This is a genomic window from Adhaeribacter aquaticus DSM 16391, from assembly GCF_000473365.1.
GTDB classification, from domain to species: Bacteria; Bacteroidota; Bacteroidia; order Cytophagales; family Hymenobacteraceae; genus Adhaeribacter; species Adhaeribacter aquaticus.
Genome location: NZ_KI421517.1, coordinates 3,161,847 through 3,181,824, shown reverse-complemented (window position 1 = coordinate 3,181,824; position 19,978 = coordinate 3,161,847). Strand labels below are relative to the sequence as shown.

The 19,978-nt window shown below is 39.7% G+C and carries 19 protein-coding genes; 7 read left to right on the top strand and 12 right to left on the bottom strand.

Annotated elements, in window-relative coordinates; genetic code table 11:
• Window positions 1–150 precede the first annotated feature (150 nt).
• Complete coding sequence (gene ccoN / locus ADHAQ_RS0116400; protein WP_084523875.1) at window positions 151–2,331, bottom strand: cytochrome-c oxidase, cbb3-type subunit I; 2,181 nt, start codon at window positions 2,329–2,331, stop codon at window positions 151–153.
• A 548-nt stretch (window positions 2,332–2,879) separates the two neighbouring features.
• Here ccoN and ADHAQ_RS0116395 point away from each other — a divergent pair.
• Window positions 2,880–3,431, top strand: coding sequence for an REP-associated tyrosine transposase (locus tag ADHAQ_RS0116395; protein WP_026463867.1), 552 nt, complete (start codon window positions 2,880–2,882; stop codon window positions 3,429–3,431).
• 83 nt (window positions 3,432–3,514) lie between these two features.
• Here the strand turns inward: ADHAQ_RS0116395 and ADHAQ_RS0116390 are convergent, their stop codons facing one another.
• From ADHAQ_RS0116390 to ADHAQ_RS0116365, 6 genes are all read right to left on the bottom strand, one after another.
• Complete coding sequence (locus ADHAQ_RS0116390) at window positions 3,515–3,931, bottom strand: hypothetical protein (RefSeq protein ID WP_026463866.1); 417 nt, start codon at window positions 3,929–3,931, stop codon at window positions 3,515–3,517.
• 40 nt (window positions 3,932–3,971) lie between these two features.
• Window positions 3,972–4,385: a hypothetical protein gene (locus ADHAQ_RS0116385; RefSeq protein WP_026463865.1), complete on the bottom strand. Its 414-nt coding sequence runs from the start codon at window positions 4,383–4,385 to the stop codon at window positions 3,972–3,974.
• Between the two features lie 599 nt (window positions 4,386–4,984).
• The gene (locus tag ADHAQ_RS0116380; RefSeq protein WP_026463864.1) at window positions 4,985–5,380 is read right to left on the bottom strand and encodes a hypothetical protein; all 396 of its coding nucleotides are present in this window, start codon (window positions 5,378–5,380) and stop codon (window positions 4,985–4,987) included.
• A 201-nt stretch (window positions 5,381–5,581) separates the two neighbouring features.
• Window positions 5,582–5,980 (bottom strand): hypothetical protein, encoded by a 399-nt coding sequence (locus ADHAQ_RS0116375; protein WP_157433442.1) that lies wholly within the window; start codon window positions 5,978–5,980, stop codon window positions 5,582–5,584.
• A gap of 74 nt (window positions 5,981–6,054) precedes the next feature.
• Window positions 6,055–6,216 carry a cbb3-type cytochrome oxidase assembly protein CcoS gene (gene ccoS / locus ADHAQ_RS0116370; RefSeq protein WP_026463862.1) on the bottom strand — a complete coding sequence of 54 codons (162 nt, stop codon included), beginning with the start codon at window positions 6,214–6,216 and terminating at the stop codon, window positions 6,055–6,057.
• An 8-nt stretch (window positions 6,217–6,224) separates the two neighbouring features.
• Window positions 6,225–8,660, bottom strand: a complete 2,436-nt coding sequence (locus ADHAQ_RS0116365; RefSeq protein ID WP_071781125.1) for a heavy metal translocating P-type ATPase — start codon at window positions 8,658–8,660, stop codon at window positions 6,225–6,227.
• Between the two features lie 182 nt (window positions 8,661–8,842).
• Between ADHAQ_RS0116365 and ADHAQ_RS0116360 the strand changes: the two genes are divergently transcribed.
• From ADHAQ_RS0116360 to ADHAQ_RS0116335, 6 genes are all read left to right on the top strand, one after another.
• A complete protein-coding gene (locus tag ADHAQ_RS0116360; RefSeq protein ID WP_026463860.1) occupies window positions 8,843–9,208 on the top strand; it encodes a group III truncated hemoglobin in 366 nt (121 codons plus the stop codon).
• 97 nt (window positions 9,209–9,305) lie between these two features.
• Window positions 9,306–9,785: a hypothetical protein gene (locus tag ADHAQ_RS26010; RefSeq protein WP_051359976.1), complete on the top strand. Its 480-nt coding sequence runs from the start codon at window positions 9,306–9,308 to the stop codon at window positions 9,783–9,785.
• Between the two features lie 3 nt (window positions 9,786–9,788).
• The gene (locus tag ADHAQ_RS0116350; RefSeq protein ID WP_026463859.1) at window positions 9,789–10,103 is read left to right on the top strand and encodes a cupin domain-containing protein; all 315 of its coding nucleotides are present in this window, start codon (window positions 9,789–9,791) and stop codon (window positions 10,101–10,103) included.
• A gap of 89 nt (window positions 10,104–10,192) precedes the next feature.
• The gene (locus tag ADHAQ_RS0116345; RefSeq protein WP_026463858.1) at window positions 10,193–10,609 is read left to right on the top strand and encodes a group III truncated hemoglobin; all 417 of its coding nucleotides are present in this window, start codon (window positions 10,193–10,195) and stop codon (window positions 10,607–10,609) included.
• A 169-nt stretch (window positions 10,610–10,778) separates the two neighbouring features.
• Complete coding sequence (locus tag ADHAQ_RS26005) at window positions 10,779–11,807, top strand: 2-hydroxyacid dehydrogenase (protein WP_051359975.1); 1,029 nt, start codon at window positions 10,779–10,781, stop codon at window positions 11,805–11,807.
• On the top strand, window positions 11,779–12,936 hold the full coding sequence (locus ADHAQ_RS0116335; RefSeq protein ID WP_084523873.1) for a L,D-transpeptidase family protein: 1,158 nt from the start codon (window positions 11,779–11,781) through the stop codon (window positions 12,934–12,936). The genes ADHAQ_RS26005 and ADHAQ_RS0116335 overlap by 29 nt, the downstream gene beginning before the upstream one ends.
• 468 nt (window positions 12,937–13,404) lie before the next feature.
• Here ADHAQ_RS0116335 and hemA read toward each other — a convergent pair whose 3' ends face one another.
• The 5 genes from hemA to ADHAQ_RS0116310 form a co-directional block, all read right to left on the bottom strand.
• The gene (gene hemA, locus ADHAQ_RS0116330; protein WP_026463856.1) at window positions 13,405–14,685 is read right to left on the bottom strand and encodes a glutamyl-tRNA reductase; all 1,281 of its coding nucleotides are present in this window, start codon (window positions 14,683–14,685) and stop codon (window positions 13,405–13,407) included.
• Between the two features lie 124 nt (window positions 14,686–14,809).
• On the bottom strand, window positions 14,810–15,871 hold the full coding sequence (locus ADHAQ_RS0116325) for a response regulator (RefSeq protein WP_026463855.1): 1,062 nt from the start codon (window positions 15,869–15,871) through the stop codon (window positions 14,810–14,812).
• A gap of 1 nt (window position 15,872) precedes the next feature.
• The gene (locus ADHAQ_RS0116320; protein WP_245590625.1) at window positions 15,873–17,090 is read right to left on the bottom strand and encodes a hybrid sensor histidine kinase/response regulator; all 1,218 of its coding nucleotides are present in this window, start codon (window positions 17,088–17,090) and stop codon (window positions 15,873–15,875) included.
• Window positions 17,091–17,145: 55 nt separating this feature from the next.
• On the bottom strand, window positions 17,146–17,601 hold the full coding sequence (locus ADHAQ_RS0116315; RefSeq protein ID WP_026463853.1) for a response regulator: 456 nt from the start codon (window positions 17,599–17,601) through the stop codon (window positions 17,146–17,148).
• A gap of 6 nt (window positions 17,602–17,607) precedes the next feature.
• A complete protein-coding gene (locus ADHAQ_RS0116310; RefSeq protein WP_026463852.1) occupies window positions 17,608–19,152 on the bottom strand; it encodes a sensor histidine kinase in 1,545 nt (514 codons plus the stop codon).
• Window positions 19,153–19,978: the final 826 nt, after the last annotated feature.

Genomic DNA, 19,978 nt, shown 5'->3' with positions numbered 1-19,978 from the left:
CTTTTGTCTTAGTCTTAGCTAGCACCGCTCGCCAGCCATAAGAGGAAGTATTAGATTCCTCGACAGGCTCGGAATGACAACCCTAAGTTTTTGACTACTGCTTATGGAGCATGGACTAGACTCCATAAGCAGTAGATCCTTGGCTTTATTTTATTCTGCCTCCTTCACTTTAATGTCGGTACCCAGGCGTTGCAGATAAGCAATCAGGGCTACAATTTCTTTATCTGGTTTTACCTCAATGCCTTCTTTGGCTAGCTCCGCCGAAATTTGAGTTGCTTGTTTTTGCAGATCGGCGTTGGCTCTTTGGGCGTAACCAGCAGGGTAAGGTGTACCTAGCTTTTGCAGCGCCTCTATTTTGGCTTCGGTATCCGTTACATCCAGTTGGTTTTCGAATAACCAGGGGTAACTTGGCATAATGGAACCCGGCGACATACTGGTTGGGTCTAGCATGTGGTGGTAGTGCCAGCTGTGCGGATACTTCCCGCCTACCCGGTGTAAATCGGGTCCGGTACGTTTAGAGCCCCACAGAAAAGGACGGTCGTACACAAATTCACCCGCTTTGGAATATTCGCCGTAACGCTCAGTTTCGGAACGGAACGGCCGGATCATTTGGGTATGGCAGTTCACGCAGCCCTCTTTGATGTAGATATCGCGGCCCTGTAATTCCAGTGAGGTGTAAGGTTTCACGGCAGCAATTGTCGGCACGTTAGAATCAATCAGGAAGGTAGGCATCATTTCTACAATACCACCAATTAAGATGGCTACGGTAGCCCAAACGGCTAGTTGTATCGGGCGGCGCTCAATCCAGCGATGCCAGTGACCGCCTTCGTGCCCTTCTTGGATGGCAGGTAACAGCGGAGCGGCTTGAGCTTTTTCGTCGGCTAATAAAGTACCGGTTTTTACGGTTTTCACCACATTGTAAATCATCACAAACACGCCAGCTAAGTACAGCACCCCGCCAATACCGCGCAGGTAATACATCGGTACAATTTGCATCACAGTTTCCAAGAAGTTAGCGTATTGCAGTACCCCCTGGTCGTTAAACTGTTTCCACATCAGGCCTTGGGTAAAGCCGGCCCAGTACATAGGTATGGCATAGAATAAAATACCCAGCGTGCCTAACCAGAAGTGCGTATTCGCTAATCTTTTAGAGTATAATTTGGTCTGGAATATGCGGGGCAATAGCCAGTACAGGATAGCAAAGGTCAGGAAGCCATTCCAGCCTAAAGCGCCGACGTGTACGTGGGCTACAATCCAGTCGGTAAAGTGGGCAATGGCATTTACGTTTTTCAGGGAAAGCATCGGCCCTTCGAAGGTAGCCATACCGTAAGCGGTAATAGCCACTACCATAAATTTAAGTACCGGCTCTTCGCGTACTTTATCCCAGGCTCCACGCAGGGTTAATAACCCGTTAATCATCCCCCCCCAGCTGGGTGCAATCAGCATAATCGAAAATACTACCCCTAAACTTTGTGCCCAATCAGGCAAGGCGGTATATAACAAGTGGTGCGGACCGGCCCAGATGTAAATAAAGATCAACGACCAGAAGTGAATAATGGATAAGCGGTACGAATAAACCGGACGGTTAGCGGCTTTTGGCAAAAAGTAATACATCATGCCCAGGTAAGGCGTAGTTAAGAAGAATGCTACCGCATTGTGGCCATACCACCACTGCACAAGCGCATCCTGTACCCCGGCATAACCCGAGTAGCTTTTTAAGAAGGTAACCGGAATTTCATAAGAGTTAACAATGTGCAATACCGCAACGGTTAAGAAGGTAGCAATGTAAAACCAGATACCCACGTATAAGTGGCGCTCGCGGCGGTTTAAAATAGTCCCGAACATGTTCCAGCCAAACACCACCCACACCAGTGTAATAGCAATATCTATCGGCCATTCCAGCTCGGCATATTCTTTAGAAGTAGTATAGCCTAAAGGCAAGGTAGCTACGGCAGCCACAATTACGGCTTGCCAGGCCCAGAAATGCAGGCTGCTGAGTTTATCGGAGTACATCCGGGTTTTGCACAGGCGTTGCAGCGAATAATAAACACCCATAAATATACCGTTGCCCACAAACGCAAATATAACCGCATTGGTGTGGAGCGGCCGGATGCGGCCAAAGGTGGTATAGGGCGTGCCCATATTCAGTTCGGGACGAGCCAATTGGAAGGCAATAAGTACCCCGATCAGCATACCGGCTACTCCCCAGAACAAGGTAGCATAGCCGAAGTCGCGGACAATTTTATTGTCGTAGTAAAAGGTATCCAGCCAGCTTTTTTCTTCGGTTTTCCGGAGCGGCGGATTTGGTTTCGTTAGCGTTAGCGTTGACATGTGCGTGTTCTATTTTTAACACTTCAAATTTCCGCAGATCCGCTAGCTTAAAAGATGACGATTGTCAGTTCTGGGGGTGATTGTTGTCAGGAGGATTTTGGAGGGAAGGCACGGAAGTAACTTCCACGCCATTAGGTTTTAAAATTCTACCAATTTGGTATTTTAGAATAACAAACTTGCTAGCCAATTCTACTTTTTCTTTTCAACAGAATACATTTTTGGATGTCCAAAAAAAAGAAATATTTTCTCTAAATCCACATTTAGATGGTTGATATATTTCCCACTATGGTGCGGATGTTACTTCCGTGCCTTTCTAAATCTCCAAAAATTAATTTTTACTATAGGTAATTATAGCTCCACGAAAAATGATTCAAGTTAATTTTAATATTAGCTTCTTTACATTATATTCTATCATTAAGGAAAGCAGCAAGGCACGGAAGTAACTTCCGCGCCATAATTTAGTTTGTAAAGTAAGGAGAAAAAAAGTTGTAGTACCCTGCCTATTCCAATAATTACATAAAACCTGACCTAGCTACGTTTATTAGATAATGAGTGAAAAATACAAAGTCCGGGATCAGGAAAAAATTTATTTTATCACGTTTGCCGTGGTGCAGTGGGTAGATGTTTTTACCCGGCAAGTTTATAAAGATTTAGTTATAGAAAGCCTGCAACATTGCCGGAAACAAAAAGGATTAGAAATTTACGCATGGTGCATTATGTCTAATCACCTTCATCTGGCTTTAGGAACGGCGGGGCAACATCCCTTGCCAGACATTGTGCGGGACTTTAAGAAATATACTTCCGTCGCGCTAATCCGGACCATTGCCGAAAACCCGCAGGAAAGCCGGAAGGACTGGATGCTGGAGATATTTAGAACCGCTGCTGAAAATAGCTCCAAACACCAGAAATACCAGTTCTGGCAAAACCAATATCATCCCATTGAGCTTTCGGACAACGATAAACAACAACGCTGTTTAAATTACATCCATAACAACCCCGTTGTAGCTGGCCTGGTATCGGAAGCAACGCATTATGTTTACAGCAGTGCGATTGATTATGCGGGTGGCAAGGGTTTACTGGGAATTAAATTTATGGAATAGATTAATTAAGAACGGAAGTAACATCCGCTCATTAGTGAGTCTAAGACCGTAAAAAGCGAGGTTAAATTTTATATTTTTTAGGTTTAATCCGGTACTGACCGAAGCCAGGCTTCTGCCGCTGCCTCATCTTCAAAAGTTCTTATTTCCAGATCATTATTTATGCGCTGAATAAGCGTTTCAATGGTCATGGTGGCATAAATACTCGAGGGAACTACCTGGGCTAAATATCTTAATCCTGCCGCCCTAACCTGAGGCGTCCATTCATTTTGGGCCCACTCCAAAGCCATATCCCAAGACCCGATTACATTTTTATTGCTATTGAGTAATTTAGAACAAGGCTTTTCTTTTATTAACTCCAACATCCTATAACCGCCCTGCATCACAGTTTCAACGGATTGTACTCCAAACCATTCCGCTAAAATAAAGGCATTATCAGGCATTCTTTGGATGGTAATGAAGACTTCACCAAATACTTTCCTTAATGTTATTACCTGTTCCATTTATACTTATTTATCAAAAATAACTTTACTAAGCTTTCCTTTATTTACGTAAAGAAAATTGACGAAGCCATTCTTCAGCTGTGCGCTTTTCATTGAAAACCTGTGCCTGAAAAGCCTTTAAATCTTCATAAAATTTAGAGGCAGAAGAACCTCCAAAAGATTCAGGATTACTGATCATAGCAAAATATTCTAATCCTGAGGAAGCGGCATAAGGTGCCCACTCATTAACTACCCAGTCCAAAGAATGATTCCACCCCCCTACAATCATACGGGTATCGTTTAAAACACACTGGTAATCCGCCTTTTTTAAAGCATCTATGTAAGCAGTTCCGCCAGTTTTAATATTTTCTTCGGTTAAATAACCCATCCAGTTTACATGAACCCATTTGTTTTTATCATCAACCTCAATGGTAAGATATACCCGGTCAAAGGTATTTTTAAGCTCTTGAATCATATTTAAAATTAAAAGCAAAAAGCCCGGTAGGTTTGGTTTAATAAATAACCATTACGAAAAATTAAATATAAAGGTATTACTATAGTTAAATAAATAAGATAAAAGAAGAGGCAAAATTACTTTTATATTTGATAACTTAGGCTAGGGTATTCAAAGTCTAAAGGTTATAATACTATTGATTTGAGGATTTCTGATTTTGCTTTATCTCAAAAAAAGAAGGTTGATTCTGAAAACCTTGTCAATATAAATTCCAAAGAAGAAAATATAAGAATTTGGATAGCTTGATGGTTTAATTGATATCAAAACACTAGAAAGTAATTATCGATTTATATAATGGTTTAAAAATAAAAGCTAATCAGAGATAAATGTGTTTAGATAAATTAATCTCTATAATTTAGGACCAGTCCTTGAAAGTCTTAAATTCCAAAAAAGGGAAGCTTATTTCTTAACCATTTAATTATACACCGGTAAGCGTGTTAGTGGAGAATAGACTGCGCAATTATTTAATTTGAGGTTATTTGCCTACGTTTATCAGGTTATTTTGGGAAGCTTCTATTAGTCGGGCTAGTCAAGACACAACAATACCCTATAATTAAATATTAAACTGCTTTTAACCAGTTTTCTGCGGCTTCCCGGGTATCAAAACCCTCAATAATGCCTTTTTCTACCATATGTATTGCTTGGTGAGTGGATAAACGGCTGAAAGTATCCCGGGAATAAACACAGGCATGGTAAATAAGGCCATTTTTTTCAGCTCTGGGGTGCCAGTCATATGCCATCCAGCCCGCTCCATCCACCCAAATACCCTTTACTTCCAAATGGTTATCCAGCAGTTTATGGCAAACCTGTTGCTGCATGAAAAAACTTAAATCTTCATATCCTGCCTTAATAGAAGATTCTGTTTGCGGACCTATCCAATTACCTGTGATAATATCATCAATCAGATTGTATTCTATTTCAAGGTAATGGTTGGTGTGTAATTTTCTATGTTTCATGGGCGTACAATAAGAGTTGCTTTTGGTTTGATACCTCTCCGGAGCAAACTTATAGGGTAGTGCTATATTGTAAATTTATAATATTATTTACTAAGGTTAAAACTTAAAATACATACACCATAAAAAAAGGATAAAGCCAGTTGGCCTTATCCTTCTTTTTGTTGGTGGAGTTTAAGTTTTATTCCTGAACCGGTTATTATTTCAGGACTCTAAAAGCCATTCTTTGGCAGCTTCTTTATTGGTGAAGCCCTGATAACTAAATGTTGGTTTAGTTGCTTCTTTTAATTCCCCAATTCTTTTTTCACGGGTAACATTACCTGTTTCAATGCGAGCTAGCTTTTGCAAGCGGGTCTGCATAATGTTATAAATAAACTCCGTCATTACACCCTTATATTCCGGATCGCCAATATCCACTACCGACTTACTGGCATCCACTAAAAGCAATTTAATATCATAATGCCGTACTACTTCCACTAATTTCTCCAAAGAGAACCGAATTTCGGATAAAGCATAGGAATGCATGCTTGGCCAGTCCATGTACAAAATATCACTGGATGGCTGATAATCTAATCGAATAAGTCCGTTTTGGAATAAAATCATGCTGAACAGAAATGGCATTAAAATTAATACAAAATCCTGATAGGGGCAATAGGTTTATATAAGAATTGGAATATTTAAGTAATCTGATCTTTTTTTTCTTCCTCATCAAATAACATTCTAACCGAAGGTGTGTAATCATCTTCGTATTGCCCGGTGCGCACTGCCCAGATAAAAGAGCCTAAAAACAGGATGGCTACTGTTAAACTAATGCCTATAAGTAAGAATATGATAGTCATGTAGAGTTTTAATTTTTAGTTTTATGTAATAAATTCATTTTCCGGGCAACCAACCGTACCCCCAGTACCGAGCATACTATTACACTAAGCGAACTAACAGGCATAAGTATGGCCGAAACAACCGGCGAAAATTTACCCATTACGGCCATGGTTAAGCCAAAAATATTATAGACAAAAGAAACCCCGAAACTGGTGAGAATTACCAGCATGCTGTAGCGGGCAAATCGAATAAACTGTCCTAGTTGAGCAAAATTACTGGCATCCAGAATAGCATCGCAACCTGGGGAAAAACCATTTACCGAATCGGTTACCGATATACCGGCATCACTCATTCTTAAAGCCCCGGCATCATTCAGGCCATCACCTACCATAATTACCTTATTGCCTTGTTTTTTTAGTAAAGCAATGTAAGCTAGTTTATCAACCGGAGATTGATTGAAACGCAGCTCTGCCCCTGGCCCTAATAAGTGCTTTAGATTTTCTTTTTCTGAAGCATTATCGCCGGAAAGTACGGCCAGCTTTTTGCCTTGTTTTTGCAGCTCCGCAATTAAGTCTGGTAAGCCTGCTCGGTAGTTGTTATGAAAGGCAAAATAGCTCGGTTGAGCAGAATCTATGCTGACATACACCCGAGTTTCCAGGCCCCTAACATCGGCACTGGTAGCTCCTACAAAAAAAGCAGATCCAACTTTTACCTCTTTGCCCTTTACCAGTCCTTGAATTCCTTTGCCCGCTACTTCCTTATAGTTACCTACCGGCAGTACTGCTCCTTTTAAAAAGTGATATAGGCTTTGGCTCAGCGGGTGCGTGGAGTGCTGCAACACTGACCGTACTAAAACCTTATCCTCAGCGCTAAGTTCCTGACCATGATACTCAATTTCGGCTTCGGAGCTTTGGGTTAAGGTACCGGTTTTATCAAAAACTATGGTATCGGCTTTAGCCAACGTTTCGGCTACATCACCATTCTTCAGGTAAAACTTATGGCGGCCAAATATCCGTAAGGCATTAGATAAGGTAAACGGTGTACTCAATGATAAGGCACACGGGCAGGCAATTACTAACACCGACGTAAAGGCTTTTACCGCCATATCGGTATCGCGGGGCACCCAGTAAACCAACGCTCCTGCCGCAATAAGTAAGGTTACAGAAATAAAATAACTGCCCACTTTATCGGCGTAGGTGCCAAAGCCAAAATAGCTTTTCTCTTTCGTAAAAACCTCGTTGTTCCAGAGCTGAGTCAGGTAACTCTGCGACACATCTTTTACCGTTTCCAGCTCAATGCTCTCTCCTACCTGCCGGCCACCAGCATATATAATTTCGCCGGCTACCTTACGCACAGGTACCGATTCGCCGGACACAAAACTGTAATCAATAAAAGCATTGCCGCGCAGCAAAATGGCATCGGCGGGTACTAACTCCTGGTTCCGAATGCGAATGCGTTTGCCGGGCACCAAGTCTTTAACTGATATAACTTTTTCCAATCCTTTTTCCAAAACCGTAACGGAAATGGGGAAGTAAGCTTTGTAATCGCGATCGAAGGCTAAGGCATCGTAAGTAGTTTGCTGCACATACTTGCCAATCAGCATAAAGAACACCAAGCCAGTAAAGGAATCTAGATAACCTGGACCACTAGCGGTAAAAATATCGTACAAGCTCACGCAGAACAACGAAAGCAAACCCAGGCTAATAGGTGTATCGAGGTTTATGTGCTTTTGCTTTAAAGATGCCCAGGCCGAGCTGAAAAAACCATTGGCGCTATACAGAAAAACTGGCAAAGCCAAAACAATACTCATGTACCCAAAGAAGGAACCAAATTCCTGTTTAATCTCATCGGCAAAGGCAAAATATTCTGGGAAGCTAAACAGCATAATATTACCAAAACAGAAACCAGCCAGACCTAATTTTAAATAAATGCCATAGCTTTTCTGTTGTGGTGCACCCGATAAAATTTCTAAGTTTAGTGTGGGCGCATATCCTATTTTATGCAGCAGCGTAACTACCGCGCTTAATTGGGTTGATTGCGGGTTGAAGGAAATGGAAATCTCCTTTCGTGGAAAGTTTACCCTTGCCTCAATAATTCCCTTATCCAGCTTATATAAATTTTCCAATAACCAGATACAGGAACTACAGTGCATGCCCGGCACCTGGAACAACACTTTATCCAAACAATCGCTTTGGAAACTAAGTAATTTATTCCGTACAGTTTCCTCATCTAAATAAGAAAACTGACTCATGGTTACGTACTCTTCCTTGATTGTTAAACCCGGCTTTTCGCTTTTATCTAAATTATAATAAGTACAAAGGTTATTGGCATACAACAATTCATATACCGATTTACACCCGGTACAGCAAAAGGTCTTTTCTTCGGAATAAATAGGTTCGGTGATACATTCGTCTCCGCAATGGTAGCAATGCTCTTTAACTTTGGTTTGTGCGGTTTCCATCATGTTATTGCTCCTCAAGTTTAGACACAAAATTACTTAGGACGGTACCCCTAAAAGATGATGCATGTCATAGTTAAGGCTAATCTTTCTCATCACGGGTAAAAATAAGAGGCGCAATATTTGTACTGTTTATGAAGCTCTCTGGGGCGATTACCAGACAATCAAAACCAATTCTAATACACCTTATGAACAAATCCGATATTACCAATACCAATGACATCCAGATTTTGGTAGAAACCTTTTACAATAAAATTCAATCCCAACCTTACCTGTTAGCACTTTATGAAAAGCTTTCGCCCCGGGACTGGACCCTTCACTTGTTTCAAATGAAGAATTTCTGGGATTCTATTTTATTAAAATCTGGTAGATATAAAGGGCACCCTCAAATTTTACATGCTTTTTTGCCGGCTCAACAGGATCAGGTAAGAGAATGGGTGCATTTGTTTCACGAAGCCATAGAAGAACATTTTACAGGTCCGACTGCCGCTGCCGCCCAGCAATTAGCAGATAAACTGGTACAGGTTTTTACTTATAAAACCGCTTTTAAGTAAGACTTTTTAAAGATAAATTGGTTTCTTTAAACAATTGATGAAATCAACACCCTAGTGGACATTCTTAGCAAAACCTCTATTTTATTTTTCTGAAAAAATGAGATCACACCTGATTACTCTTATAATTTTAATAGCTGTGCTGGTTTGGACTGGAATGGTAGCCGGAATTTCTTTTTTAGAAGCGCCCATAAAATTTACGGCACCACAAGTAACCTTAGCCATTGGGCTAGGTATTGGCCGTTTGGTTTTTGGTTGGCTGAATAAATGTGAAATCTTTTTTTGCGCTGTAATGCTAACGGGTTTGTTTTTTAATCGGGCAACTATGCGTGTCTGGGTTCCGGCTTTAGTAGTTAGTATGATATTATTTTTACAAACGACCTGGTTATTACCGGCTTTAGACATCCGGGCGTTACAAATTATAGCCGGACAAATACCTGCTCCCAACAACCTGCACTTTATTTATATTGCTTTAGACCTTATTAAATTAGTAATGTTATTAGGTACTGCGGTTACAGTTTATAAGCAACAAATCAGCCACCACCCTACCATGGCCGATTTATATTTAGATAAAGCTTAACTCATGAATATATTACAAGAAGCCGAGTTTAGGAAAATAGCTAATCAGCTTACATTTAACCAGGAGAAATTCACCAGCCAAGTAATATCGGAGAAAGATGGTCAAAAAATTATTCTGTTTGTTTTTGCCCAAGGCCAAGGTTTAAAAACTCATACCACCTCTTCTCCAGCCTTATTGCTGGTTTTGGAAGGAAGTTGTTGTTTCACCATTTACGGCAAAGAACAAGATTTAAAACCCGGTGAAAACATTAGAATACCCGCCAATGAACCCCATTCAGTAATGGCTACTATTGATTGTAAGGTGGTACTGATAAAGTAAAGGTTTATTGGTCAAAATCAGAATTAATCCTTTAGCCAATCGGAATTAAACTTTATAGAAAGTTTGTTACTTTTTAGATATAATACCAAATGGAAACTAATTTAAAAGACATTACGTCGGAAGAAGATATAAAAAAGCTGGTGGATGATTTTTACAAGAAAGTAAACCAGGATGCGATGCTTTCTCCTGTTTTTAATGAGCACGCGCACGTAAACTGGGATAATCACCTTCCTGTTATGTACCGGTTCTGGAGTTCCATTTTACTAGGCACCAGCACCTACAACGGGCACCCTTTCCCGAAACATGCTTTTTTGCCAGTAAACCAAACGCACTTTGCTCAGTGGCTTTTACTCTTTTACGAAACTATTACCGAAAACTTTAGAGGCCCAATAGCCGAGGAAGCCAAGTTCCGGGCTGCCAGCATTGCTCGTATTTTTTCAAATAAGATCCGGGTTATCCAGGGGCAGGAGTCACCGATAGGTACTTTGAATAACCATACCGTTTAATTATTATAAAGGCATGATTTTTATCATGCAAAGATTTTACACCCATCATCAGAAAGCATCAGCCGCCCTACTAGTTTTGTAGAAGAGCAGGATGCTATTTTTCTTAATTAAACAGGAAAAACCGTTCAAAGAAAAACCTCACCTGCCTTCATCTTAAAAGATAGAAATTATGCAGGTAACGGTATTTAGTGCATTATCCTTTGAAAAGGAGTTTATTGAAAAAGCAGGTTCAGGACACCAAATAAACTATATTTCCGAGCCTTTAACTTTAGAGAATGTGCAGTCTGCAACAGGCAGCGAAGCTGTATGCTTATTTACCCACGATGATGCTTCCGCACCGGTTTTGGAAAAACTAAAAGCCTTAGGTGTAAAATATGTAGCCTTGCGTTCGGCTGGTTACGAACATGTAAATTTACCTAAAGCACAGGAATTAGGACTAAAAGTAGCCAATGTTCCGGCCTATTCCCCGTATGCCATTGCCGAACATACGGTAGCACTGCTACTAGCCATAAACCGGAAATTAATTCTGGCCCATGAACAGATTAAACAAAACAACTTTGCTTTGGATAATTTAGTTGGGTTTGACTTAAATGGCAAAACAGTTGGGATCATAGGCCTTGGTAAAATTGGGGCTATAACCGCTAAGATACTACAAGGCTTTGGCTGCCGTATTTTGTTTTACGACATAGCTCCAGCCCCTGCTTCTTTTACAATTCCTGCTTCCTTGGTTAGCCTAACCGAGTTATTATCCCAGTCAGATATAGTTTCTTTGCACGCTCCTTTAACCGAGGCTACAAAATACCTGATAAACGCCCAGACCCTTAGCTTCATGAAAAAAGGAGCTATTTTGTTAAATACCAGCCGGGGTGGTTTAATAAATACCGAGGCCTTAGTAGCTGCATTGAAAATTGGCCAAATTAACGCAGCAGGTTTGGATGTATATGAAAAAGAAAGAGCCCTTTTCTTTCACGAGCGTTCTGCCGAACCCTTAACTGACAAAGTATTTGCGGAGTTGATCTCCTTGCCCAATGTGCTGGTAACGGGGCACCAGGCTTTTTTAACCCGCACCGCTCTGCACAATATTGCCGAAACCACTTTTTACAACCTGAATACCTGGGCCAACGGGCAAGATTCTGAAAACGAATTAGCTTTTAAAGAAACACATAAAAATGAAAAGGAAGCTACTATTGTTGCTTAGTCTCTGCTTGGCTACAAAGCTGATTTTTGCTCAAGAGATTACGGTTTATTCCGCCCCTAGCCAGGTTAAGCATCTAGTCCAAGCCTTAACCCATTACCAGGGTTTAGCGGCCTCTAGTTCCTGGCAGGTTTTCCCGGAAGGTACTTGTTTACGGCCGGGAGAAAGCGGTGATAATATAGGTAAGCTCCGGCAGAATTTAATCTTAACTGGTGATTTCATTACTGAAGATTCAGTTTCAAAGGTTTTTGACCAAACCTTGGCAGAGGCACTCCTAAAATTTCAGATGCGGCATAATTTGGAACTAACCGGATATGTAGATGGACCAACCCTGGAAGCACTCAATATTACTCCGGCAGAAAGAGCCAAACAAATTGAAATAAACCTTTTGCGGTGGCACGAAGATACGGTAACCAACGAGCCCTTAGTGTTGGTAAATATCCCCAACTTTACCCTACATCTGCTTAATTCAGACCGTCAGGAGGTTTGGCAAACCAAGGTAATTGTTGGGCAGGTAAGTAAAGGTTACCAGACCAAATTATTTGAAAGCAAAATCAAATACCTGGTTCTAAATCCAGCCTGGGTTATTCCGCAAAGCATTATCAATAAAGAAATTATCCCAATTCTAAAAAATGACCCCAATTACTTAGTGCGCAATTCTATGCGTCTTTACCTATTCAGAAATGGGCAGAAAACAGAAGTAAAAGCTAACACCATAAATTGGAATACTTTTGATCTGAAAAAGGAAAAGATCATGATAGTGGAGGATCCAGGATTCCAGAATACATTGGGGAGAATGAAATTCTATTTCCCAAATAATCATGCTATTTATCTGCACGATACACGAGTAAAAACTTTATTCGGGCACCGCACCCGTGCTTACAGCCACGGTTGTATACGGGTACAAAACCCAGAACTTTTAGGAGCTTATTTACTTAGCCTGGATTGGAAAACCACTCCAAACGCAACCTTCCTTAAAAGAGAGACTAACCGGGAAAAAGTATTTCATTTACCAAAACCTGTCCGAGTAAGGTTAGGCTACTACACCTGCTGGGCCGATGAACATGGGCAACTACAATTCCGAAAAGATATTTATGGGTTGGATAGATCAGAAACCATAATGCCTCTGTAAAGGAAATTTTTAATCTTATTTTCTAATGCCTTATTCTTTTTCTCTCCTAATAAATAATTTTGGCTCCATGTGTATTAAGACAAGTGCCAGTGCCGGACAATAACGCACCCGAATTTGTTAGAGATAATTACCAATGGTTTTAAATGTATTGGTATTCCGGGTGGGGGCATAAAAAATATCTCTGAAACTAAAGTAGTCATCTGGCCTTGTGCGCCCATAAATAAAATAAAATTTTATGAATCACCAAAATAAGGAGACTGCCTGCTGACTTACCTAAGAAAAGTGGATGAATGGCTATAATTTAGGGATGAACAGATTCTTCTGGTTTAGGATTTATTTATTTACGGTTGTTTGTTCACCTCATTATATATAATTTAGAAAAATAAATTCTTATAAGGACAACTATTAAAACAACTTAAAAATTTAGAACGGATAATTTTACCCGGCCTTTAATGAACAAAATATATACTATTTCAATTTTTCCATTACCGCTTCGGGTTCCAGTTTAAAAAGGGTACTTAGTCCTTCCAATAACGTTTCAGACTCGCCTCGTTGGCAGGCTGCTTTAAGCTCCAGTACGGGCAGCTTTATTATCTTTTGCAGTATGTTTTTAGTCAAAACTTCTACCAATTCTTTTTCCTGATCGTTTATGTTTTTTAGGTGGCGGGCAATTTCCTGTTGCCGGATTTGCTCCAGCTTATTTTTGAATTGCTGAATAGCTGGTGATATTATCAATTTCTGAGCCCAATCCAGGAAATCGCTGATTGATTGATCCGCTATATTTTTCACCTCCGGAATAGCAGCTATTCTTTTTTCCAGGGCTTCGGTCGCCCGATTCCGGATATTATCAATATTATAGACACAAGCACCCTGAATGGTTTCAATAGAATTATCAATACTGCGGGGCATGGAAAGATCAATAAAGAATTTATTATGCTCTAACCTTCCCATTGTTTCTATTTTCTCCCGGCTGATAAAGAAAGCATCTCCCGGCACCGACGAAATAACAACATCGGCCTTTTCTATTTCTTCCCAAACCTGTTCCCAGGGCACAGCAACGGCATTACTTTCCTGGGCCAAATCAGCTGCTTTCCGGAAGGTACGGTTAATTATAATTATATTGTTGAGGCTGGATTTTTGGAAGTTCCGGCAAACATTAGCACCAATATCGCCCACCCCAATCATTAATACCCGTGGGGCTTCTATTTCTTTGGTTAGTTCTTCCACCAACTCTACGGTAGCATAAGAAACCGAAGCCGCTCCATCTTTAAAAGCGGTTTCGTTTACGACCCGCTTGTTGGTATAAAAAATGGCGTGCATCAGGCGGTGCAGAAACGGGCCAGCCAAACCGGCATCTGCCGACCATTGGTAGACATTTTTCACCTGGTTCATTATCTGCATATCGCCTACTACCTGCGATTCTAAACCCAAAGACACGTGAAATAAATGCTTTATAGCCTCCTCTGTATCGGTAATGTTCCGGAAGAATGGTTTAATATGTTTAGTAGCAATAAAGCCTTTTTCTATGGCAATCAGTTTTATTATTTCAGCAGAATAATCTTGCCCAGCAACATAATAAATTTCTGTGCGGTTGCAGGTAGATAAAACCAGTACATCAGTAGCCTGAGTAAACGCTTGAATGTTTTGCAGCAGGTTTTTACAGGCAGCTTCGTTTAAGGCTACTGCTTCCCGAATGGCAATAGGAGCATGTTTATAGGATAAGGTAATGGCTTTAAACTGATTTTGCATTTCTCTTCTAATCTTATGCAAATTTTAACAGAATAAATTTCCAGAAAGATGATAATTATCAGTTCAGGAAAAGACTGTTATCAATTTTTAATCAGGCCATTAGTAGTTGTGCAAAATCAAAACTTCAATTCCGCATCCGTACCAGCTTTTCTTTATTTAAAATAGTAATTTTACCTCCATTAATATCTATTAATTGCTCATCTTTAAAATCTGATAAGGTACGAATTACTGTTTCTTTGGAGGCTCCTACTATATTGGCTAAATCTTCGCGTGAGATAGCAACTTTAAAATTTTTAGCTTGATCCTGCTGGTACTGTTTTTCTACCAATAACAAAGCTTCCGCCACCCGTTTCCGAACAGAATTATAGGCTAATTTCAATAATCTTTCTTCCCGATCCGCTAAGTTATCCGAAAGGATTTTAATAAACTTGTTAGCTACATCGCGGTTATTAAACAACAAAGAGAAAAAATCTTCTTTTTGGATAATGCACACCTCGGAGTCTTCCAGCGCTTCCGCTGATTCGCGGTAAGCTTTATCTTCCAGTAAATCCAGGTACCCTATAAAATCTCCAGCTTTGTACAAATGCGTAATGTATTCCCGTCCCTCCTCATTTGTTTTGAAGGCTTTCATTTTACCTTTACTTAAAAAAAACAACGCGTGCGGATACTGTCCTTCTGAAAACAGTTGTTGTTTCTTTCTAAAATGGAATATCTTTTGCTCATCTGAAATTAATTTATTTAATGCCGCCAGACCTTTTGCTTCCTGAATAAACTCTTGTAAGCCTTCTGGACTTTTTTTGAATTCAGCTTTAATTATTTCATTTTTCTTTAATCTAATTTCTACTGCATCCAATAACTCCAGATCATCAAAAGGTTTAATTAAATAATCATCGGCTCCTAAATTCATGCCCTTGCGAAAATCTTCTTTTTCGGATTTAGCCGTTAAGAATATAAAGGGAATACTGGCGGTAACCTGGTTTTTGCTAAGCATATGCAATACGCCATAGCCATCCAACTGCGGCATCATAATATCACAAATAATTAAGTCCGGGTTTTCTTTTTTTGCCAGCTCCACCCCAACTCTCCCATTCTCTGCCTCCAAAATCTGGTAATTAGCTAAAGTTAAAATCTCAGCTATATTTTCTCTTATTTCGGGGTTGTCCTCAATTAATAATATCTTTTTCATTTTAAAGATTTTTTGGAAGTTCAATGGTAAAGGTAGTGCCCTGATCTAGCTTACTTTGAAAGCTTAAACTACCATTCATGATATCGACATACCTTTTAACAATGTGTAAGCCTAAGCCGGTCCCCTCACAGTTCGAGGCATTTTGGGCCCTGAAAAACAAGGTAAACAAATGTGCTTGATCCGTTTCCGGAATTCCTATTCCCTCATCTTTAACTTTTACTTTAATTTGATTAGGCGTAATCTCCGTAAAAAGATAAATGTTTTTACCTTCCCCGGAATACTTACTGGCGTTTGAAAGCAGATTGAGGAGAATGTTTTTTAAGAGTTGCTTATCTAACGTTACCGGACTATTTAAACCCAGATGTTGGTAATAGATTTGTTGCCCAACTTTAATGTAACTTTGCATTTCATCTACCACTTCAGCCGCAAAATTCTCTAAATCAAAAGTAGTAGGCACGTTGTATATCTTTCCCTCTTCAATGCGGCTAAGCGACAGGAAATCGTTTAAAATACCGGTTAAGTTATTGACAGCTGATTTAATCCGGTTTACATGCTTTTGCCTTTTATCATCTTCTTCCAGCGTTTTGTATCTACTTATAAGAGATGCCGAAGAAAGTATGGTACTTAAGGGCGTCCTGAACTCGTGGGAGGCAATGGTTACGAACCGGGACTTCAATTCATTTAATTCTTTTTCTTTTTGTAAAGCCTTTTTAATTTCTTGTTGAGCGGCAAATAAGCTGCGATTAGACCCCTCTAATTTCTTTATTGCTTCGCCTAGCTCCTGGGTACGGTCCATTACCCTTTGCTCTAATTCACTATTCAGTTTCTGAATTTCAGCAATATTTTTAGCGTGTTCAATGCTATACCGGATAGAACGTTCTAAATCATACGGACTGATGGCACCTTTTACCAGGTAATCTGAGGCTCCCATCCGCATAGCTTTCTCATCTATTTCCAGATCACTCTGGCCGGTTAATAAAATTAAAGGGGAAGTTGATCCACTGGCAATAGCTTCCTGTATTAATTCCAGACCATCGTGGGCACCTAACCGGTAATCAATTAAATATACATCGTGTTTTTTTTCAGCTATTATCCTTAATGCCTCATTAAAAGAAGAGGCCCAATCTAAAGAATAATTGCGGGCAGGTATCTCCTCAATAATTTCACGGGTAATAATGTAATCATCCTCATCATCATCCACCAGCAATATTTTAATCATGTCGGACATTTGTATCAAAACCTAATTAGGAGAGAATATACTACTCGTTTAAACCTTATTTTTTGATATTAGGTAGCTCTACCAATTCAAACCAATAACTAGTTAAGGTTTTCATCATATCAACCAAAGCGGTAAACGTAACAGGCTTGGTTATAAAAGAACTTACCCCCAAATTATAGGTTTTTACTATGTCTTCCTCGGCTTTAGAAGTAGTTAAAATTACAATAGGAATAAGCCGCAACTGGGGGTCAGATTTTATTTCTTTTAGTGCCTCTCGTCCATCTTTTTTAGGCATATTTAAATCTAAAAGAATTAATCCTGGCATCGGATACTTCTCCGGATCTGAAAACTTATCTCTATTATATAGATAATCCAGTAATTCTTCTCCATTTTCAACAAACTCAATGCTATTCTTTAACCTGTTTTCCTCCATTGCCTCTAGTAATAACATTCGGTCTTCTGCATCATCGTCGGCAACAAGAATAATTATGGATGATTTTAAGGGAGTCATAATCTGTTATTCTTTTGGTTGTTTGGTGGCTAAGGTTAATATAAAGGTGGTCCCTACGCCAGGTTTACTTTTAGCAGTAATATCGCCACCGTGTCGGATGGCAATTTTTCGGCAAATGGCTAACCCAATGCCTGATCCTTCATATTTCTGGCCTTCTAAACGCTGAAATATATTAAAAATCCGGTCTAAATATTTTTCTTCAAACCCAATCCCGTTATCCTCCACATATATTTCAATGGATTCATCGCCTGGAGTAGCGGTTAAATGTGCCTGACGCTGCACATGTTTGGTATAAATTTTAATTACCGGAGGCTCTGTTTCTTTCCGAAATTTTATAGCATTACTAATTAGATTTTGGAATAATTGGCGCATTTGCGTGGGCTCAGCCTCAATTTCAGGCAAAGGAGCCCGCTCAATTTTAGCCCCACTTTTTTCAATTATTATTTCTAAATCTGATAAAACCTCTGAAATAACTTTTTCTAAATTTACTTTAACAAAGGGTTTAGATTTAGTGGTAACTCTGGAAAAATCTAACAAATCATTTATAAGGTTTTGCATTCGGGAAGCAGCATTCAGCATCCTTTCTACATAATCTTTCCCCTGGTCGCTCAGGTTGGCGTATTCTTTGGCTAACAACCGATCACCAAATGCCTGAATCTTTCGTAACGGCTCTTGCAGATCATGAGATGACACATAGGCAAAATCCTGTAATTCTAAATTACTTCTTTCCAGTTCGGCTGCATACCGTCTTAGCTTCTCCTCATTTAACTTCTGTTGGGTAATGTCATGAATAAAACCGGTATAAACTTTTCTATCCGCTAATTCTACTTCACTTATGCTTAGATAAAATGGAAAAATAGTGCCGTCTTTTCGTAAACCAGTTACCTCTCGACCTATTCCAATAATCCGTTTCTTACCGGTAGTTTGGTAATTATCCATGTAGGTATCATGTCGGCTATGATCAGGTTCTGGCATCAACATGTTTATACTCTTACCTATTAAGTCATTAGCATGATACCCGAACAATTTGGCAGCAGACGGATTTACCATTTCTATAACTCCCCGGGTATCAATTGTAATAATACCATCTACGGCAGCCTGGATTATGGAATTTATCTTGTTTTCACTTTCCCGTAAGGCTGCTTCGGCTTTCTTTAAATTGGTAATATCGTGGATAATGCCCGTAAATAATTTTTTATTGGGCAAATTCACTTCGCTGATGCTTAATAAAAATGGGAAAACGGTACCATCCTTTTTCTTTCCTAGAACTTCACGCCCCTTCCCTATTATTTGTCCAATCCCGGTTTGGTGGTAGTTTTCAATATATTGATCATGCAAGCTATGATCAGGCTCTGGCATTAAAATACTTATATTTTGCCCAATAACTTCCTCAGATTTATACCCAAAAATACGGGCCGCAGCCGGATTTACAGTTTCTATTATTCCGCTCCGGTCAATGGTAATAATACCATCAATAGCCGTATCTATAATGGCCTGCAAACGGGTTCTATCTTCTAAGCTTGAGTTCGGCTCCTTTGATGATTCTTCCAACAATATGGTGGTTTTAAGAACTTATTTATGAATATGCAAAAATACTTTTTTCAGAAATATAAATAATGACAAAAATCACCTTGCAACGTGGGCCTCGTCATAAAATAAAGTCTAGAGCATACTTATTTTTTAAAGCTCCAAATTATTTTAGATGGCTCCAGCTATAAATTACTAAAACTACCAGCTTTAATTAGATTTGGTTACTAAAAATGATACAAGCTCGATAATTATAATATACCTCTACATTTTTTAAGGAGTACTTATCGTTCTTACTCTAGTGCTCGTAGTTATTCAGCTTATATAATCTTCTCCGGTAGTATAACTATAACCTGCCAGATTTGCTTAAATACAGTTAATCTACCCTGAACTATGGTTTCGGCACTACCATTTCTGCCTGTTCCACCTTTACCATAACTACCCATTGTTACATCTAGCTTCAACTACCCATAATGACATACACTTCATTTTGGGCGCTACCTAACCAACCCTTGTTTACAGGCAGCTTACCCAGTTAGGAGTGCCCCGGTCTTTGCTGTAAGATAAAGCGTATTTGAGCTTTTTAAAAGGACAGTTATTACTGTTGTTAATTTCCGTGGTGGCATTGCTGGGATTACCTAAGGCAAGGGTGAGTATTAAGCGTTAGATTATTCGTGTTCTACGATGCCATACCCTCCTTCTTACAGGCACCTAGACCAATTAGCACCGCAAGATAGAATAGCTTTTTTACCATAAGCTTGTTCCTGTAAGTTCTACTTCAAAATTGTATAAAATGGGCTACAACCATAACTAAAAAACACTAAGTTTGCACTCCATAGTTGCAAAATGG

Coding starts and splice junctions, on each gene's coding strand:
- ccoN (WP_084523875.1), bottom strand. CDS start 2,331: ATGTCAACGCTAACGCTAACGAAACCAAATCCGCCGCTCCGGAAAACC.
- ADHAQ_RS0116395 (WP_026463867.1), top strand. CDS start 2,880: ATGAGTGAAAAATACAAAGTCCGGGATCAGGAAAAAATTTATTTTATC.
- ADHAQ_RS0116390 (WP_026463866.1), bottom strand. CDS start 3,931: ATGGAACAGGTAATAACATTAAGGAAAGTATTTGGTGAAGTCTTCATT.
- ADHAQ_RS0116385 (WP_026463865.1), bottom strand. CDS start 4,385: ATGATTCAAGAGCTTAAAAATACCTTTGACCGGGTATATCTTACCATT.
- ADHAQ_RS0116380 (WP_026463864.1), bottom strand. CDS start 5,380: ATGAAACATAGAAAATTACACACCAACCATTACCTTGAAATAGAATAC.
- ADHAQ_RS0116375 (WP_157433442.1), bottom strand. CDS start 5,980: ATGATTTTATTCCAAAACGGACTTATTCGATTAGATTATCAGCCATCC.
- ccoS (WP_026463862.1), bottom strand. CDS start 6,216: ATGACTATCATATTCTTACTTATAGGCATTAGTTTAACAGTAGCCATC.
- ADHAQ_RS0116365 (WP_071781125.1), bottom strand. CDS start 8,660: ATGATGGAAACCGCACAAACCAAAGTTAAAGAGCATTGCTACCATTGC.
- ADHAQ_RS0116360 (WP_026463860.1), top strand. CDS start 8,843: ATGAACAAATCCGATATTACCAATACCAATGACATCCAGATTTTGGTA.
- ADHAQ_RS26010 (WP_051359976.1), top strand. CDS start 9,306: ATGAGATCACACCTGATTACTCTTATAATTTTAATAGCTGTGCTGGTT.
- ADHAQ_RS0116350 (WP_026463859.1), top strand. CDS start 9,789: ATGAATATATTACAAGAAGCCGAGTTTAGGAAAATAGCTAATCAGCTT.
- ADHAQ_RS0116345 (WP_026463858.1), top strand. CDS start 10,193: ATGGAAACTAATTTAAAAGACATTACGTCGGAAGAAGATATAAAAAAG.
- ADHAQ_RS26005 (WP_051359975.1), top strand. CDS start 10,779: ATGCAGGTAACGGTATTTAGTGCATTATCCTTTGAAAAGGAGTTTATT.
- ADHAQ_RS0116335 (WP_084523873.1), top strand. CDS start 11,779: ATGAAAAGGAAGCTACTATTGTTGCTTAGTCTCTGCTTGGCTACAAAG.
- hemA (WP_026463856.1), bottom strand. CDS start 14,685: ATGCAAAATCAGTTTAAAGCCATTACCTTATCCTATAAACATGCTCCT.
- ADHAQ_RS0116325 (WP_026463855.1), bottom strand. CDS start 15,871: ATGAAAAAGATATTATTAATTGAGGACAACCCCGAAATAAGAGAAAAT.
- ADHAQ_RS0116320 (WP_245590625.1), bottom strand. CDS start 17,090: ATGATTAAAATATTGCTGGTGGATGATGATGAGGATGATTACATTATT.
- ADHAQ_RS0116315 (WP_026463853.1), bottom strand. CDS start 17,601: ATGACTCCCTTAAAATCATCCATAATTATTCTTGTTGCCGACGATGAT.